The organism is Variovorax paradoxus, from assembly GCF_029919115.1.
Lineage (GTDB): Bacteria > Pseudomonadota > Gammaproteobacteria > Burkholderiales > Burkholderiaceae_C > Variovorax > Variovorax paradoxus_O.
The window spans coordinates 4933449-4950798 of sequence record NZ_CP123990.1; the positions used below are offsets into that span (position 1 = coordinate 4933449).

Here is a 17350-nt window from a genome sequence, read left to right on the forward strand (position 1 = left end):
GCGGATCAACCGGCGGCAGGTTCGGTGGTCGGGTTCTGTTGCTGCTGCGCCATCCATTCGCGCAGCGAGCGTGGCCGCATATCGGTCCACGTTGCTTCGACGTAGGCAAGCGCGGTCTTCTTGTCGCCCTTGATGCCGTCGACCGCGGTCCACCCCTTTGGCACGGCCTTCCAGTGGGGCCAGATGGAATACTGGTCTTCGTGGTTGACCAGAACAATGAAGGTCTCGTCTTCGCGATCGAAGCAGCTCGTCGACATGGATGCGTCCTTATGCGGTTGAACAGGTTGTGGCGATCGGGCGGCCCGGCGGGCCATCTGTTCGCTCCTCTGTTCAACAAGACGTTTCAGGACGCGATCTGTTCACTCCGAAGGAGCCGGGGGAGAAGCAGGCGGAGACTCAGGCGGCACCAGGCCCGCCAGCAGCCACAGGCGGGCCGCCTTGTCGTAGGCCTTGCGGTGAAGCGGGTCGGCAAGAAGCCAGGCGGTCATCTCGCTGCGCGCGGCTGCATCGAAGCTCTCGCGGTCGTACTCGCGCTGAACCCATTGCCATGCGGCGTTCCAGATCGGATCGTCCTGCTCTTGTGTCATGTGCGTGAAGGTGTGTGGCATTGCGCGGCAGCACAATGCATCGGCGCTAAGGCTTTTACCTTACACCAATCTCGCACGCGTTCAGGGCCTCGAATGCCCAGGGCTCAATCGTCGTCGAGCAGCCGGCCGCATTCCTTGATTGCTTGTGCCGCCTCGGCGATCAACCCGTTCACCAGCCCGAGCGCGCAACCCAGGCGCAATGCGATTTCGCGCTGTGTGAGGCCCTCGAGGCGATAGAGCTCGAACACGAGGCGCGTTCGTGCAGGCAGTGCCGCCAGCACCTTGTCGATGGCGTGGATCGCCTGCCGCTCGCGCATCAGGCGGTCGGGCGAAGGCGGGCCGGCCACGTCCAGCGCTTCGACATCGACGTCGAAGGTGCGGTAGTTGGCTTCCACGGTATGGCGCCGGCAGCAGTCGAGCGCCACGTTGCGCACCACCTGGCAGCAATAGCCGATCGGCCGGTCGGCCTTGCGCACGCAGGGGCCGTCGGTGATCTTCAGGTAGGCGTCCTGCAGCACGTCGTCGGCGAGTTCCGCGGTGCGCACGATCCGCCGTGCCACGCGCAAAAGCTGCGGGCGGTTCGCAATGAAGACTTCGGCGAGCGTGGGCTCGGAAAGAGGCAACGCCATGTCGATGGGCTCTCTCATCATGCGAGGCGCAGCGCAGACCGCGCGAAAGGACGTTGACGAGGTTGAAGACACATGAACATGAGGGAGGTACTCCTGAAGTGCTCAATACAAATGAGAATTATTACTACTTGTGGATACAAAAATGCCCCATTTCCCGATCCCTTCATGCTCCATACCCACTAGACGTTCGAGCGCACCAAAGCGAGACAGCCAGGCGCCGGATTTAGCGCAACCAAACGTTCGGCGATGGTGGGCCGCTTGCATGACAGCCAAATGATCGCGTACGGCCGGCAACTAGAATTCCGGCCCTTTCTCCGATCCCTGCCTCATGAACATCGTCGTCAACGAAGAACTCAAAGCCTATATAGATCCATTGACTCCGGAGGAGCACGAGGCGCTGGAGCGCAGCATCCTTGCCGAGGGCTGCCGCGATGCGCTGGTGCTGTGGGGCGACGTGCTGGTGGACGGCCACAACCGCTATGGCATTTGCCAGAAGCACGGCCTGCCTTTTCAAACGGTGCAGAACACGCGCTTCAAGACGATAGAGGACGTGCACCTCTGGATGATCGACCAGCACCTGGGCCGGCGCAGCATTTCCGATTTTCTTCGCGGCGTGCTGGCATTGCGCAAGAAAGACATCGTCGACGAGCGCCGCGCGCGCGCAATGGCCGACACGGCACCGCCGGGCGACGATGCCCCCTTCGATGCCGACCCGCCCGCCGGCTCGTCCGATGACAACGCGCCCGCCCTGCCCCCGCCGGCCCCGCTGAGCAGCCGCGAGGCCATTGCACGCGCAGCGCGGCTCAGCAGCAACCAGGTGGTGATGATCGAGAAGATCCAGAAACAGGCCGCGCCTGAACTGGTCGCGGCCGTGAAGTCGGGCGTCATCTCCATCAACACGGCCGCGGCAGTGGCCAGCCTGCCCGCTGAAGAACAGGTTTCTGCGGCGAACGCCGGCAAGGACGAACTCAAGCAGGCCGCCAAGCGGGTTCGCGAAGCCAAGCGCAAGCCGCGCGAAGAAGCGGCCGAGGCTGCTGAATCGGCTGAGTCGAACGAGGCCGATCAGCCGTCAAAGGCCGACGCACTTGCACTGCTCGAGCAGCGCGTGGCCGAGCTCACGGCCGAGAACGACGCCCTGCGCAAGCAGGTCGCCGAGTTGCAGGCGCAACTGGCGAACTGAGATTGCGAAAACGGCCTACGCAAAGTCGGGCAACCCGTGAACCGCGGGCGCGCGAAGGCGATGCGCCGCTTTGCCTGCCGGTGGCATACTGAAAACGCAATGAGACACCCGCGAGATGCCACCTCCGCGCCGTTCGGCAAACGGCGGAGTTCTCGTGGAATTTTCCGGCACTCTTGCTGGAAAGAAGCCCTTCTCTTCATCGGCTCCGTGCTCGTTGCCGCCTTTCCTGCCGCAGCGCAGGGAACAGGCCCGAAAGAATGCCGCACAGCACGCAATGCAGACCTTCCCCGGCTCGATCGCATGCATGTGCACGATGAGTTCCGCATCTTCTACACGCTGGATGGGGAGCACAGATTGCCCGACGCCCGCGATGCCAACCGCAACGGCGTGCCCGACAAGGTCGAGGACGTGGCCACGCAACTGGTGGTGGGGCGGCGCATCTTCTCCGAAGTGATGGGCCTCACGCATCCGATGCGCCAGGCTCGCAATGCGCGCACCGCGTCGATCGACGTCTTCCTGTTCAAGATGGAGAAAGGCAACGGCCGCTCCTATGACGAAGCAACGAACTACCGCCTTGGCATCGATGGCCCCCAGGGGCACTGCGCGTTGCGCATCGACCTGCTGAACAGCCATTCGAACCAGAACGTATCGCCCGCCCACGAACTCTTTCACCAATACCAGTACGGCTACACCATGTTCAAGGCGCGCTGGCTGCTGGAAGGCACCGCGCGGTGGGCTGAATACGCCTTGCGCCCGGGCGCGGGGCCGGAGCGTCCCCTGCCCGGCACGTTGCAGGCCCTGCAAGCGCAGGTGTTCTCCGAAAGCTACGCGGCCAGTGCAATGTGGAATCGCCTTGCAACGCTGCTGGACCCCTGGGGCCGGCTCGAACTGCCGCCCGACCTGATGCGGATCACCTACACAGACGGCAGCCCGGTAGTGCACGACGGCCAATTGCGCGGCGCGGCCTTGATGAAGGCGCTGTTCGAGGCGCTCGGCCCGTTGGACCATCAGGTGTCGGCGCGAAATGGCTGGGCCACGTTCGGCTGGAAGGAAGAAGACCAGCGCTCGGCGGCCCACGACGCCGAGATCTTCCGCGAAGTGCTGAAGGTGGTGCGAGCGCTGGCGAATCGCTCGGGCACTACCGCCACTGCGGAGATGGAAACATTCCTGGCGCTGCAGGCTGCCCTGCATTGACGGGCAGGAGCAAAGGCGCCGCTCTCCCGCTAGGCCGCGAACCCGTACGCCGCGGCCTTGCGAATCGCGAAGTCGGCGATGTCCTTCCGGTAGGTTTCCTCGGGCCTTCGCCCCGCGGCGGCTCGGCTGACGAAGTCCGCAAGAAAGTCTTGCGCCCACTCCTCGTAGAGCTTGTAGCGCCCGCGGCTGTCGCCGGGGTATTGCCGGGAGACAAGCGCTTCGGCGATGTCGACCAAGGGCACGATCAGGTCGATTTCATGTCGTTCGCGCATGCGTTTTTCTCCCGTGCGCCGCCGCTTCAGAACTTGCCGAGCACGTTCAGGAACCATCCCTTGCTGCGATAGCTCATGTCGGTCAGGTTGTCGGAGTAGTCGGTAAAGTTGTAGCCCACGCCCACCTTGAGGTTCTCGTTCACATGGTAGTAGGCGGCCGTGACCCAGCCGTTCTTGCGGTCCTTGAGTTCCTTGGCACGCAGCGAGCGCCACTCGACCATCCAGTCCCAGTTGCGCACCAGCTTCCAGTCGACGCGCAGCACCGCCAGTTCGGCCGAGCTCTTGAACCACGGCGCCGAGTTGTCGCGGCTCGCGCGCAGTTCGCCGCGGCGCCATGCGTACTTGCCGCCGACGGTCCAGCGCTCGTTGATGTCGTAGGTGGCGTCGATCGCGAACACATGGCTGCGCTGCTGGTAGTCGATGCCGGTGGTCGACACGGTGCCCAGGCTCGAATCGAGCCCGCCCGCCGACACCACCTGGCCCGGCGAAGAGAGGTCGTACAGGTAGGTGTACTTGAAGAGCAGGTTGAGCCGGTCGTCCAGCGCGGGGCGCAGTGCGTAGCCGAGCATCGCCTCCGTGTACTTGGCCGCGGCCAATGCACCGGTGCTGCTGTCGCTGTCGGCCCAGTTGAACTTGCCGACCCAGCGCGCGTCGTCGTTCACCTTCCACGAGAACGAGTTCTTCACCAGCCAGCTGGTGCGCGCTTCCGCCGTGGTGCGGTCCTTGCGGTACTCGAGGCCGCCGCTGTACTTGAGGCGTTCACTCGAGTAGCCGGCGGTGAGCGCCACTGCTTCGCGGCGCGTGGCACCCAGCGTTTCGGCGCCGACCCAGCCGTTCTCGAAATTGACGCCAACGGTCCAGTTGGCGTCGGGCGCGTACTGCACCCCGTAGGCATGCGTGAGGCCGGGTTGCGTGCCGGTGGCATGGCGGTGCTCGGTAAACATGGTGAGCCCGTCGGCCACGCGCGAGCGCACGCCGGTCACCAGGCTGCCGCCGCGGCCGATGAGGTTCTCGTCGGTGCGGCCGGTGTCCGCCACATAGGTCATGTAGAGGTTGGAGCGGTCGTCGAACTGGTAGTCGACACCGGCCTTGCCTGCCAGGCCGCCGTCACCGGTCGAGAGCTCGCCGCGCAGCGCGAGCTTGTCGCTGACGCGATAGCGCCCGCCAAAGCCCAGCCGGTCGTTGTCCAGCCGCGTGCCGGTGCGGCGCAGCGTCTTCTGCGCAAAGCCGTAGAGGCTCCAGCGGTCGTTGCCGGTGTATTCCAGCTGCACCGCGGCGTCGGCGCGCTCGCCGGAGACCGCCTGCGTGCTGGGCAGCGACGGGCTGGTGATGAGCGAGTCGCCGGTCTTGTCGTCGTAGCGCATGCCGAGGCCCAGCTTCCAGTCGGACGACAGGCGCAGGCCGTATTGCGCGTCGATCACGCTGCTGTTGTAGCCGTCGCGCTCGTCGCGTCGGTCGGCCTTCAGGCGCAGCTCGCCGCCCTCGCCCTTCTCGCCGAAAGGCACGGCGGCCGACACTCCGACCTGGCGCGTGGCGTTGCTGGCGTACTGGCCCGGTGCCGAGAAGCCCGCATCGCGCGACTGCGCATAGGCGCTGATGCGGCCGCCGCCCTTCATCTCGAAGTCGGCCAGGTCGGCCTGCCCTTCGAGGCGCCATGCGTTCGCATTGCCGGTGGGGCCGTTGCCCAATGTGTTGCCCAGGGCGCCGTTGCGCCCGCTGAAGCTGAAGCCGCCGTCGAGCGAGTCGAGCTGGGCGGTGCCCGGGCCCTTGCTGCGCGCGAACTCGCCCTTGAGATAGGTGGTCTCGGTCTTGCGCAGCGTGATGTCCGCACCCGCCAGCCGCTGGTCGGCGCCGATCTGGTCTTGCCGCGACGCGGTCACGCCGACGCCCACATGGTCGTTGGCCCACCACGACACGCGTCCGCCGATGGCGAGCGTGTCGAGCGAGCTTGCGATCGGCGTGTATTCGTAGTCGACCACCAGGAAGGTCGGCATGCCCGTGAGGCCGCCGGCACGCACCAGCGAGCCGTCGTCCGACAGGCTGGGCAGCGGTGCGGAGAGCAGCACGCGGCCCTGCAGGTAGTCGATCTCGTAGTCGGAGCTGGGCACGAGCTGCGTACGCTTGAGCACAAAGCCGGAATCGCGGTCGCGGATTTCGATGTTCACGCGCTCGGCGCCGCGTGTGATGTCCTGGTTGCGCAGGTAGTACAGCGAGCCGCCGGTGCCGCGGAATTCCTCGCGCGCGGCCAGCGTGCCCGGCTCGGCCGCAAAGGTATCGACCTTCAGGCGCGCCTCGCCGAACGAGGTCGATTCGTCGCCCAGGTACCGGCCATGGAAGCCATAGAGGCCGCGGCTCACGCGGGTGAGTTCGGTGTCGCCGAAGTTGAGCTTGAAGTTGCCCCACATCGCCTGCGAGCGGCCGTCGTCCACGCGCAGGTAGAAGCGGCCCTGCGTGGGCGCGTCCTCGATGGTGGTGGAGTCGTCACCGAAAGTGGTCCACGAATCTTCGGGGTCGAAGCGGCGGAACAGCGAGGTCGGGTCCTTGCGGTCGAGGTTGCGGAACAGGTCCTTGAGCGGACGCTCCTCGGTGTCGACGCTGGCCGTGAGCGTCCAGCGGTCGTTGAGCTGGCCCTTGGCATAACCCGCGATGCGGCCTTCGCTCCAGCCGCCACCGCCGTAGCGGTTCTTGTCGTTGGTCATGATCGCGGCCGGGCCGCTCACGCTGTTGCTGCCCACCGTCAGGTCGGCCTGGCCCACGAAGAACCAGTCGCTTGCGGGCAGGTCGAAGTCGCGGCGGTACGAGCGCGTGGCGCCCTGCGCATCGGTGACCGCAATCTCGCCGGTCTGCACGCGGCGCGGCACGAGCTGTTGAAACACGAAGCGGCCGTTGTCGTCCACCGGCACCGCAAAGCCGAGCGCGCGCACTTTCTCGCCGGGGCGAATGGCCGCGCCGCTGGCGGTGACGGTGCCCGCCGCGAGCGGAATGTTGGCGATGGCGACGTTGTTCTGGCCATAGGCGCGCAGCAGTTCGCGGGCCGGGTCGGGGGTTGTCGTTTCGGGCGCGTGGCGCTCGGCCACGGTGAGCGAAAGATCGTCGGTCTCGTCGAACCGGCCTTGGCGGTCGTACACGCGCAGCCGGTAGTAGAGCTTGCCGCCGGCGCCATCCGCAAGCCGGTCGAGCAGGCCTGCAGGCACCTGCCATTCGCCGCGCATTTCGGTATTGAGCGGCAGCGTGGCGAGCAGGCGCCGCTGCATCACGTCATTGGCCGTGAAGATGCGCAGCTCGGCCTTGGCGGTGAACAGCAGGTAGTTGCTGTAGCCCGCAAAGCGCACGGTGTCGCCGGCCACCACGGTGGTGGGCCAGGCGGCGGCGCTCAGGCGGCGCGGCTGCGAAAGGTTGTCGTATTGCAGGCGCAGCTGGTTGCGCTCGAGCTGCACGTCGACGCAGCGCTGGCGGTCGGCGCTGGTGGCACCCTCCCCGCCCGGTACCGCGGCACCCTTGCCGTCGAGCAATTGGCCGTCCACGCTCAGGCGCAGCGGCGCATCGTCGGTGCCGATGGCGGTGAAGGTGCGGCACACGCCGGGCTCGGCCGGTGCAGCGGCGGGCGCACTCGCCACGGCGGGTGCCGCGTCGGTCCAGTACACGCGCACTTCCACGCGCCGGTTGGCCGGCCAGTTGACCGGATCGGACGCGGGCGCTGCAACGGGCTCGTCAGGGCCGCGGGAGCTTGCGGCCGCCGCGGATTCGGGCAGGCCGAGGCGCTGCGTGAGATAGCGCGCCACCTGCTGTGCACGTGCCAGGCCCAGGGCGTGGTTGTCGGCAAAGCGCTCGCGCGATTTGGCGCTCAACGGCTGCGCGTCGGTATGGCCCACGATCTCGAAGCGCAGCTTGTCGCGGCCCTTCACCAGGCCGGCGATGCGGTCGAGCTGCGCCCGGTCTGCCGAAGCCAGAAGATCGGAGCCCGATGCGAATTGCGGGGTCTCGGCTTCGCTGCGCTCCGTGGCCGCAGCAGTGGCCTGTGCGACAGCGGCAACCGGTGTTGCCGCCGGCTCGCGCGCATCGCCGAGAACGAAGGTGGCCTTGGGCAGCTCGCGCTCGCCGCTGCGCGGCAGGTGGCGCGCGCCGTCGATGTCCACCGCGCGTGGGTCGGCCGCGGCATGGTCGAGCATGCGGCCGCGCACGGCGGTTTCCTGCGCCGCGGCAAGCCCCATGGCCATGCAGGCGGCGGTGACGGCGCCCGCCAGGGCGATGCGCTTCGGAAGCTTTCTCATATCGGCTCGCTTGAACGGGTTCTTCGGTGTCAGGTGGCTTTTCATGGCGTTCACTCGTTCTCGCGTCATGGCTTCACCGCGGGCGTGGCAGCGGGCACCAGCTCGACTTCGATGTCCAGGTTGAAGAGCGGCGGCTCCTTGCGGCTTTCGCGCTGCTCGCCCAGCTGCTTCCAGCGCGAGAGCACGGCGGCCTTCACCGCATCGGTGCGCTGGCGGCCGAGCGCTTCGGCTTCGCCGGGCGCGGCCTTGTAGGCCAAGCGCAGCACCGAGGCCTTCTCGGCCAGCACGTTCACCGTGCGGTCGAGCTCGGGCACGAAGCCGGCGCGCAGTGCGGCGTTGCCGTCTTCGAATGCAGTGCCCTGCAGCGCGAGGCGGACCACGCGGTGCACCGTCGCGCCGAAGTTCACCTTCAGCACCTTGCCGCGCGTGGCGCGCTCGGCGGCCGGGTTCTCGCTGGTGGTGCGGTAGCCCGAAGGCAGCGTGCGGTCGTCGAGCTTGAGCACCAGGTTGCTGCCGGTGCCTTCCTTCGGAATGGCAGCGCAGGCAATGTGGTAGCGGCCTTCGGCGTCGGTGGTTACCAGCACGCCGTTCACGGTGGCGATGCGCACGTTCGCAAGGCCGGGCTCGCCTTCGTCCTGGTAGCCGTTGGCGTTCTTGTCGTCGTAGACCTTGCCGATCACGTCGGTGCAGTCGAAGAGCGCATCGGGCACCACGCGCACCGTGGCGGTGGCCAGGTTCGACAGCACGCGGCCGCCCACGCCCTGCGTGGCGATGACCTGGTTGACGAACTCGCCCTCGCCCACGCCGACCCCCACGCCCGCAACCATCAGGTATTCCTTGGTCTCGTTGGGCGCAAAGTTCTGGCCGGGCACCACGACCTGGCGGCCGTTGATCTGCGGCACCACCGGCAGCGCGACGCCGCCCGGCATGGTGCGCACGGTGAGCGAGCCCTGCACGTAGCGGAAGCCCGGCGGCAGGGTGTCGACCACGGCCACGCCCGGCACGGGGTTGCCGCGGGTGTTGCGCGCCGTGATGCGGTAGGGCAGCAGTTCGCCCTTCTTCACCGTCAGCTTCGAGCTGGTCTTGCGCAGCTCGATGAGCGTGGCGTCCGACGGGTCGAGCGGAATGTTGTTGGCCACCACATGCTGGCCGCCGCCGCCCGGCATCTGGAACGCCAGGTAGTAGCCGGCGCCGGGCACCAGCCCCGCGCCCGGGCTCACCACGCAGGGGTTGCTCTGCGCGGGTGCGGGTCCGTTCGCCGGTGCGGAGCACGACTGCGTGCCGAGCCCGCCCGCCGCCGGCGGGTAGATGGACGACGGCAGGTAGCTGCCGGGCGGCGTGACCGCCAGGCGGTACTCGCCCGCCGGTGCGCCCGGCAGCACGAAGAAGTCGTAGTAGCCGTTGGGGCCGGTGGTGTAGGTGTCGCGGCCGTCGAGCAGATGCTGCGCCGGATCGAAGCCCGGCGGGCCGACCAGGCGCACCACGGCGCCGGGCACGGGCGTGCCGCTCACGCTGTCGTACACCACGCCACCTGGGTCGTACGGCAGGTCTTGCCGCTGCACGTTGGCACCGGCGTTCACACGCACCTTGATGGAGAAGCGTGGGTCGCTCGCGGCCGGCGTGGGGTAAGGGCCGCCCGCGCCGTTCTGCGCCGCATCGGTAGGCCACACGCCGCCGACGGTGCGGCCGTCGGGCGAGCGGAAGCGCACGCGGTATTCACCCGGCGTGAGGTCGCCGAAGCGGTAGCTGCCGTCCGCAGCCGTGGTCACGGTGTAGAGCACGGTGGCGGCGGTTTCGGGGCAGGCGTTGCCGCCGTCGGCGCAGCGCATCAGCTCCACGGTCCAGCCTTCGCCCTGGCCTTCGCCGCTTTCGCGGCTGCGGTTGTGGTTCTGGTCGAACCACACGGTGCCGGTCAGCGACGCAGGCAGGTTGTTGTGCTCGTTGAAGTCGTAGCCCGTGCCATTGGCCGCCAGCGTGGTGAAGTTGACGCGGATCTGGTTGGTGCCCTGCACCGAACCGCCGAGCGTTCCAGGAATGGCAATGCCCTCGTCGTAGCCGCTGGGCTGCGTCTCGGTGACGGTGTAGCCGCCGGTGCCAGGCAACGGCAGGCCTGCGAGCTCATAGCGGCCGTCGGGGCCGGTAACGGCGGTGCGCGTCACGGGGTTGCCCGCGGCGTCGGTGCCGGTGAGCGTGATGGTCACGCCCGCAATCGGAAGGTCTTGCGGTTCGCGCGTTCCGTTGCGGTTCGCGTCGTTGTAGACGGTGCCCGCAATGGATGCGCCGCGCTCGCCGAAGTTGTAGTCGTCGCCATTGCCGCCCCGGTACATGATGGCGGAGAGCACGTCGTTGCCGGGCTTGCCGACAGCCGTGCCATCGAGCGAACCGACCGAGTCGAGGCCGTCGGCAAACGTCACGGGTTGCGTTTCGCGCAAGGTGTAGCCGGTGGCGTCGGCCGGGAGCAGGCCGGTGAAGACGTAGCGGCCATTCGCATCGGTGACCACGGTGGCGTTCACCGCCAGCCCGCTGGCCGAGCGGCCGGTGAGCGTGACGCTGACGCCGGGAATGCCCGGCTCGCCCGCCTGGCGGATGCCGTCGTTGTTGGTGTCCACATACACCCAGCCCGCGATCTGGCCGCCGCGCTCGCCGAAGTTGTAGTCGATGCCTGCGTCTTCCGATGTGAGCACGAGCGCGCCGAAGCGGTCGTTCACGCTGCCGGGGTTCACCGTGCCGCGCGGCGTGCCGCCCACGGTGCCGAGCGACTCGGGGCCGTCGGCCACGCCGTCCGGCTGCGTCTCGTCGATCTGGTAGGTACCGGGCAGCAGCTTGTCGACCAGGTAGCGGCCGTCGGCAGCGGCCTGCACTGTTTGCGTGACCGCGTTGCCGAGGAAGTCGGTGCCGGTCACGCGCACCGTGGTGCCTGCAATGCCGGGCTCGGCGGTGTCGCGGGTGCCGTTCGAAGGAGCGACGTCGGCATACACGTAGCCGGACACGCTGGCCGGGCGCACGGCGGAGAAATTGTTGGCGGCCGAACCCGCACCCGCCGCTGCGAGCACGATGTTCTGGATGACGTTGGCGTTCGATCCGTTCGGTCCGTTCGACACGCCGCTGCCGCTGGTGGGCACGGAACCCGGCGTGCTGCCGGCGCCGCTGACATTGCCGGCGCGCGTGATCCCTGGCTCGTAGCCGGTGGGACGGGTTTCGGTGACGGTGTAGCTGCCGGGTGCGAGGTTGGCGAAGTTGTAGTCGCCGCTCGCATCGGTGGTGGTCGTGCGCGTCACGGAATTGCCGTTGACGTCAGTGCCGGTGAGAGTGATCGTCACGCCCGCAATGCCGGGCTCGGTGGCCGGTGCGCCTTGCGCGCCGCTGCCGTCGCGGTCGTAGTACACGCGGCCCGAGATGCCGGCGGGCAGCAGCTCGCCGAAGTAGTAGTCGCCCTGAGTGAGCGGCGGGTTGGTGCCGGCCACGGTCACGCCGGTGATCGCGTTGCCGCCAGCCTGGGCCGTGCCCGGATGGCCGTTGGCATTGGCCTTGCCAGGCGCGTAGTTGGACGGCTGTGTCTCGGTGATGGTGTAGCCACCGGCTGCCGAAGGCGGCACATTGCGGAACTCGTAGCTGCCGTCCGGGCCCGAGGGCACGGCGACGATGTTGACCGGGTTGCCCGCGGCGTCGGTGCCGGTGAGGCGCACTTCCACGGTGGGAATGCCCGTGTCGCCCGCCTGCGGCAGGCCGTCGTTGTTGCCGTCGACAAACACGCGCACCGGAATGCGGGTGAGCAGCTCGCCGAAGTCATAGCCTGTGCCGTTCACGTTCGAGCGCAATGCAATCGCGCTCACCACGTCGTTGGCCGCTGTGCCGCCGGCCGTGCCGGCCGCATCGCTGCCGTCCGCAAAGGCGGCGGGCTGCGTCTCGGTCACGGTGTAGCTGCCGGGCAGGAGGTTGTTGAACGCGTAGTTGCCGGTGCCGCTGGCCGTGGTAGCGGTCGTCGACACGGCGTTGCCGAACATGTCGGTGCCGGTGAGCGTGACCGTCACGCCCGCAATGCCGGGGTCGCCTGCGCTCGCGGCGTAGTTGTAGTCGGCGTCGCGGTACACGCGGCCGGCAAGGCTTGCGGGGCGCACTTCGCCAAAGTTGTTGGCAGTCGAGGTGCCGCCCAAGCCAAGCACGATGGTGTCGATGCGGTTGGCATTGGAGCCGTTGGGCCCGCTCGAGGTGCCCGCCGGCACTGTGCCGGCCGTGCTGCCCACGCCGGTAACGCCACCCGCGCGAGTAATGCCCGGCTGGTAGGCCGCGGGCTGGTCCTCGGCCACGCTGTAGGTGCCCGCGGGCACGGTGAAGCTCCAGGTGCCGTCGGTGGCCGTGGTGGTGGTCAGCGAGACGGCGTTGCCCAGGCTGTCGGTGCCGGTCAGGCGCATCGTGACGCCGCCAATGCCGGGCTCGCCGGTGTCGATCTGCCCGTCGCCGTCCAGGTCTTCATACACACGGCCGCTCAGCGCGCTGCTCTGCACGGTGATGCTGCCCTCTTTGAAGTTGTTGCCGGCGTCCGGATCGGCGCCGCCGTTGGTGTCGCCCGAGCCGGTGGTGACCAGGTGCGCGCGATTGGTGAACGGCGTGCCGTTGGCGGGCGTGGTGCCGGTGGTGGTGCGCACCGGAATGCGCACGGTGGCCGTGCCGTTCGCCGGCATCGAAGTGATGGCGCAGCTCACGCTGGTGCCGCCCGCGCTGCCCGTGCAGGTGGGAGCCGTGGGCGTGAAGGTGCCGCCGGTTACGGTGAACACCGGCGTGCCCGTCAGCGCCAAGCCGGTAGGCAGCGTGTCGGTAAAGCTCGTCGTCTCGGCGCTGTCGGGGCCGTTGTTGCGCAGCTGCACGAGCCAGTCGAAGCTCTGGCCGATGGCCACGGTGGCTAGCGGCGTTGCAGTGCCCGTAGACACCGCCATTTTGGAGACCACCTCCACATCGGCCTTGAAACGAAAGGCGGTGTTCTCGGTGACGACGTTGTTGGTCGGTTGCCCGTCGAAGGCGTTCTGTGCGGCCTCTTTAAACCAAACGCTGGCTTGGTTCTGAAATGAGCCGCGTGAGATGCCGCGCACGGTTACGCGCAGCTGCATTGTGTTGGGAGCATCTGCGGGGCCGGTCGCTCCGGTACCGTTGCCACCCAGGACCGGGATGGTGAACTTCACCTTCTGCCCGACCGAGTCGATCGCCGGCGACTCAATCACGATGCCGGCGGGCGCGCTTGCCGATATGAAGGCGGGCCCCGGTTCACCGTTCGACCCAACGGCCGGCAGCGTGTCGATTACCTCGATCGACTCGGCGGCCGAGGGCCTGTTGTTCGACACCGTGATGATGTAGGTCACGTTGTCGCCCACGTTCGCTGGGTCGACGTCCTCGGTCTTCGTGATCACCAGGTCGTAGTTGGGCCCAGTCACGCTGGCGTTGGCGGTCGCCGTGTTATTGGATGTGGTGGCCTCCGGTGTCAGCGTCGCGACGGAGACGTTGTTTGTGATGAGCTCGGGTCTGTTGTTGAGCGCGTATATCGCGTACAGCGGCCTCACCCGCACGCTGACGGTCTGCTGCTGGTTGCGGTCGAGCGAAGCCCAACTGCACACAAGTTTGTTGTTGCTTGCGGCACCCGTGGGTGCGGTGGTGAGCGGCTTTTCAGAGCAGGTTCCACCTGCCGACGCGTCGGCCCCGAGGAACATCAGGTTGGCCGGCAGGGTGTCAGTCACCGTCACGTCGTAGGCCCGGCTGAAGCTGCCGTCCTGCACGGTGCGGTTGAGCGCCGTGAGCGTGTAGGTCAGCAACTGCCCCACGGGCACCTCATTGGGGCTTGCCGTCTTCGTCACGGTGACGTCGGTCAGCGCGTTGTAGTACGCGTTGGCCGCGGCGCTGTTGTTGTTGAGGGTCGGGTCCGCGGGCGTGGCTGCGATAGCGGTGGCCGTATTGGGAATATCGAAGCGGTGGTCCGACGCCGAAGCGCCGTCGCCGTAGTGCCGGGCCACGACCGTGATCACCGGGCACAGCGGCGTTGCCGTTACCGGGTCGGTGCTGGCGCGGCACTTGGGCAATTGCGTGATGTTGCAGTTCGCGAGCGAGGTATTGCCCGCGCCGCCCGAAGGAGCAGGCAGCGAACAGGCCGGGAACGTGGCGCCGTTGGGAGCCACCGAGACCGAAGGCGATCCCGCCGCCTGCAGCACCTGCCGGAATGTGTCCGTGACGGCGACGTTCTGCGCGGTCGAGGGGCCGTCGTTGACGATCTCGATCTCCCATGTGACCGCCTGACCCGCGGTCTGCCGGTTCGCGTCGCTGCTGCCGATGCCCACCACACGCTTCAGAACCCTGACATCCGCATAGTTGGCGCTGTCGTCCACGCCGGTGCCCAGGTTGACGCAGTCGTTGCCGGTGTTGGCGTCAGGGTCGGCGCCTGCCGTGGGGTCGCTCGCGGGCAGCGCCACGTTCACGCACATGCTGTTGACGATCTGTCCGCCGCCCGAGGGTAGCGACGGGATCGTGACGTTGACAATCACGTAGCCCGCATTGCGCGCGGTGTTGCCGCTCGAGGTGTCGACGTTGATGTCGGCATTGGTCGTGCGCGTGCAGTTCACCCTGGCCGGCCCGTCGACTGGTGCCACGACGGGGGAGCTGCCCTTGGTGATCGTGCAGCTGTAGCCGTCGCGCTGCGTGACGCTGTTGATCTGCACGCCGGCCGGCAGGTCGTCGACCAGGTTGATCGTGCTGCCCGCAAGAAGGCGCGTACCGCCGAGGTTGGTGGCGCCGACCTGGTAGTCGAAAGCCTGGCCGATCGGCACGTTGTTCTGGGGCCATCCGCGGCGCTTGTCGGCGCGGAAGTCGGTGGCCGAATTCGCCACGTCGGCAGGCACGCTGCCCGTGGCCGAGGTTGCCACCGGGCCGGTGGCATTCACCGTCGCTTCATTGACCACGCCCGTACCTGCCGTGATGGCAGTGACCGCAACCACGACGTTGCCGAGCGACTGGTCAGCACCGCCTGCGCCGCCGATATTGGCGCGCGCGCAGCTCACGGTCTGCCCCGCGGAAGAGCAGGTCCACCCGGCGCCAGGTGTCAAGGAGTCGATCCGGAAGTTGGCCGGCAACGTGTCGGAGAGCGTCACGCCAGTGGGCGCGCTGCCGCTGAAGCGGGGCGTCAGCGTGAAGTTGAAGCGCTGGCCCACGAGCAGTTGGCCGCCGTTGTGGGTCTTGGTCATCGAGAGCACGGTGCCCGCGGTCACCGTGGTGTTGGCAGTGGCGTTGTTGTTCTCGGACACGCCGTCGCCGATTGCACCCGCCGGTGCAATTGCCGGCTGGTGCGTGATGGTGGAGCCCGCGGCTGCGGTGACCACGCCGTTCACGGTGAAGATGCGCGTGCCGTTGAGCGCAAGAACACCGGCGTTGCAGGTCAGCTGGCTGCCGCTGATGGAACAGCCCGATGGCAGGCCGTTGTCCGAGACGAAAAGGCCGGTGGGAATGTTGTAGGTGAGCGTCGTGCCCGAGCTCGAGTCGGGCCCGTTGTTGGTGAGCGTGAACGCGATCGGCACCGTCGCGCCGCTGGGGGCTGTGGGAGGCGCCGTGATGGCCACGGCCACGTCGGCGCCCTGGTTCACGGTGATGTTCTTGGTTTCCGACGGGCCCCCGCCCGCAGGCTCGGCCTTGACGCTCAGCGTGCCCTGCGAGATGGTGCGCAGCATCAGCTTGAAGTCGAGGGTCTGGTTGGCCGCGAGCGTGATGCCCGAGCAGGTGACCACGCCTTGCCCCGGGGAGCCCACCGGCACGGTCGAACTGCAGCTGCCGACAGGCACGGCGCTCGTGCCCATGTAGATGCTGTTGCCCGGAATCTCGTAGGTGAACGAGGTACCCGGCGCCCCGATCGGCAGGCTGTCGGTTTCGGCGATGGTCACCGTGCTGGTGACCGTGCCGCCCGCCGGAAGAATGTCGGGCGTGTGCACCAGGCTGGAAACCTGCGGAATCGCATGGGCGGCCGAGGCCAGCAGCAGAGTCGCAGCCGGAACGGCGATGCGCGCGGAAAGCCGCGCCATGCGCCTTTGCAATGCCTGCCGCGCAAGGTGGAAGAAATCGCTCGGCGCTTTCGCGCCCGACAAGATCGTTGGGGTGTTGGGCATCCCGTCCCTCGTAATTGCTCTGATGGCCCCGGCACCGTGCGTTGGGCGCCGCGGAATGCGGCGCAGGTGTCCAGGAAAGAGCGCGATTCTTCGAGGGGAGCGCCTAGCAGGCTTTTGCTGCGCCGGACGAAATGTTTTGAAAAACTGACATTCGTTTACGATTGCAACGGAACGTGAATTCCGTCACATGCGTTTTCATAGGCCACGCCCTACGCTAAACGAATGTCTTACTGGTCCTCCGTTCCCGCCCGGCGCGCACACATCCTCCTGGTCGACGACAACATCGACGAACTGCAGCTTCTGCTGGCAGCTTTAAGGGGCGAGGGACACCGCATCAGCATGGCTTTCGACGCGATGCAGGGCTACAGGCGGGCGACGGCGCTGCAGCCGGACCTGATCCTGCTGGACGTGCGCATGAGCGGCGCGGACGGCTTTGCCACCTGCCGGCTGCTGAAGGCCGACCCCTCCACCGCGCATATCCCTGTGATCTTCGTCACCTCGTCCGCCTCGGTGGAAGAAAGGCTGACGGGCCTGCATGAAGGTGCTGTCGACTACATCCTCAAGCCCTACGAACCGGCCGAAGTGCTGGCCCGCGTCTCCGTGCACCTGGTGCTGGCCAGCAGCAAGCACCCGCGGGCAGACAGCCCCGCCGCAGAGGCGCAGCCAGATATCGAAAAAAGGGAGGCCGGGCCCGATCGGGTGATTGCCCTGGCGGCCCAGCGGCTCGTGATGTCGGACCTGGCGAACGTGCCGCCCCTGCCGGAACTGGCCGAGCGCGTGGGCACGCATGAAAAGCGCTTGTCGCGCGTGTTTCGCGAACTGACGGGCCGCACGGTGTTCGAGTTTGTGCGCGAAGCCCGGCTGTCCGAAGCGCGGCGCTTGCTGGCGGAAACGGCGCTCAGCGTGGAAGACGTGGCGCTGGCCGTCGGGTTTTCGAGCGCAGCCAATTTTTCGACCGCGTTTCGCGAGCGCTTCCAGGAAACGCCGAGCGGGTTTCGCAGCACGCTCGGTGGCAAGGCGGCTTCGTTGCCCCGCCCGTCGCGTTTGACCGTGCCTGTGTCCATGCCGGTCTCCGGGGCCTGAGG

9 protein-coding genes are annotated in these 17350 nt (G+C 67.5%); 3 read left to right on the forward strand and 6 right to left on the reverse strand.

Annotated elements, in window-relative coordinates; translation table 11 throughout:
* Positions 1 to 5: 5 nt before the first annotated feature.
* The 3 genes from QHG62_RS23620 to QHG62_RS23630 form a co-directional block, all read right to left on the reverse strand.
* Entirely contained in the window at positions 6 to 257 is a 252-nt protein-coding gene (locus QHG62_RS23620; RefSeq protein WP_281148056.1) for an MbtH family protein, read from the reverse strand.
* A gap of 102 nt (positions 258 to 359) precedes the next feature.
* On the reverse strand, positions 360 to 587 hold the full coding sequence (locus QHG62_RS23625) for a DUF4880 domain-containing protein (RefSeq protein WP_281148057.1): 228 nt from the start codon (positions 585 to 587) through the stop codon (positions 360 to 362).
* Between the two features lie 104 nt (positions 588 to 691).
* Positions 692 to 1237, reverse strand: coding sequence for a sigma-70 family RNA polymerase sigma factor (locus QHG62_RS23630; protein ID WP_432445558.1), 546 nt, complete (start codon positions 1235 to 1237; stop codon positions 692 to 694).
* A 307-nt stretch (positions 1238 to 1544) separates the two neighbouring features.
* Here QHG62_RS23630 and QHG62_RS23635 point away from each other — a divergent pair, with 307 nt between their 5' ends.
* Positions 1545 to 2396, forward strand: coding sequence for a plasmid replication/partition related protein (locus QHG62_RS23635; RefSeq protein ID WP_281148058.1), 852 nt, complete (start codon positions 1545 to 1547; stop codon positions 2394 to 2396).
* A gap of 300 nt (positions 2397 to 2696) precedes the next feature.
* Positions 2697 to 3590: a hypothetical protein gene (locus QHG62_RS23640; RefSeq protein WP_281148059.1), complete on the forward strand. Its 894-nt coding sequence runs from the start codon at positions 2697 to 2699 to the stop codon at positions 3588 to 3590.
* A 29-nt stretch (positions 3591 to 3619) separates the two neighbouring features.
* Here the strand turns inward: QHG62_RS23640 and QHG62_RS23645 are convergent, their stop codons facing one another.
* The 3 genes from QHG62_RS23645 to QHG62_RS23655 all read right to left on the reverse strand — a co-directional run bounded on the left by QHG62_RS23645 (position 3620) and on the right by QHG62_RS23655 (position 16265).
* Positions 3620 to 3862, reverse strand: a complete 243-nt coding sequence (locus QHG62_RS23645) for a hypothetical protein (RefSeq protein WP_281148060.1) — start codon at positions 3860 to 3862, stop codon at positions 3620 to 3622.
* Positions 3863 to 3888: 26 nt separating this feature from the next.
* A complete protein-coding gene (locus QHG62_RS23650) occupies positions 3889 to 8133 on the reverse strand; it encodes an OmpA family protein (RefSeq protein WP_281148061.1) in 4245 nt (1414 codons plus the stop codon).
* A 65-nt stretch (positions 8134 to 8198) separates the two neighbouring features.
* Entirely contained in the window at positions 8199 to 16265 is an 8067-nt protein-coding gene (locus QHG62_RS23655; RefSeq protein ID WP_281148062.1) for an SdrD B-like domain-containing protein, read from the reverse strand.
* Positions 16266 to 16487: 222 nt separating this feature from the next.
* Here QHG62_RS23655 and QHG62_RS23660 point away from each other — a divergent pair, with 222 nt between their 5' ends.
* Positions 16488 to 17348, forward strand: a complete 861-nt coding sequence (locus tag QHG62_RS23660; protein ID WP_281148063.1) for a helix-turn-helix domain-containing protein — start codon at positions 16488 to 16490, stop codon at positions 17346 to 17348.
* The last annotated feature ends 2 nt before the right edge of the window (positions 17349 to 17350 follow it).

Excerpts from the sequence above, each read along its gene's own strand:
- QHG62_RS23660 (WP_281148063.1), top strand. The coding sequence starts at position 16,488 with ATGTCTTACTGGTCCTCCGTTCCCGCCCGGCGCGCACACATCCTCCTG.
- QHG62_RS23645 (WP_281148060.1), bottom strand. The coding sequence starts at position 3,862 with ATGCGCGAACGACATGAAATCGACCTGATCGTGCCCTTGGTCGACATC.
- QHG62_RS23650 (WP_281148061.1), bottom strand. The coding sequence starts at position 8,133 with ATGAGAAAGCTTCCGAAGCGCATCGCCCTGGCGGGCGCCGTCACCGCC.
- QHG62_RS23655 (WP_281148062.1), bottom strand. The coding sequence starts at position 16,265 with ATGCCCAACACCCCAACGATCTTGTCGGGCGCGAAAGCGCCGAGCGAT.
- QHG62_RS23640 (WP_281148059.1), top strand. The coding sequence starts at position 2,697 with ATGCATGTGCACGATGAGTTCCGCATCTTCTACACGCTGGATGGGGAG.
- QHG62_RS23635 (WP_281148058.1), top strand. The coding sequence starts at position 1,545 with ATGAACATCGTCGTCAACGAAGAACTCAAAGCCTATATAGATCCATTG.
- QHG62_RS23625 (WP_281148057.1), bottom strand. The coding sequence starts at position 587 with ATGACACAAGAGCAGGACGATCCGATCTGGAACGCCGCATGGCAATGG.
- QHG62_RS23630 (WP_432445558.1), bottom strand. The coding sequence starts at position 1,237 with ATGATGAGAGAGCCCATCGACATGGCGTTGCCTCTTTCCGAGCCCACG.
- QHG62_RS23620 (WP_281148056.1), bottom strand. The coding sequence starts at position 257 with ATGTCGACGAGCTGCTTCGATCGCGAAGACGAGACCTTCATTGTTCTG.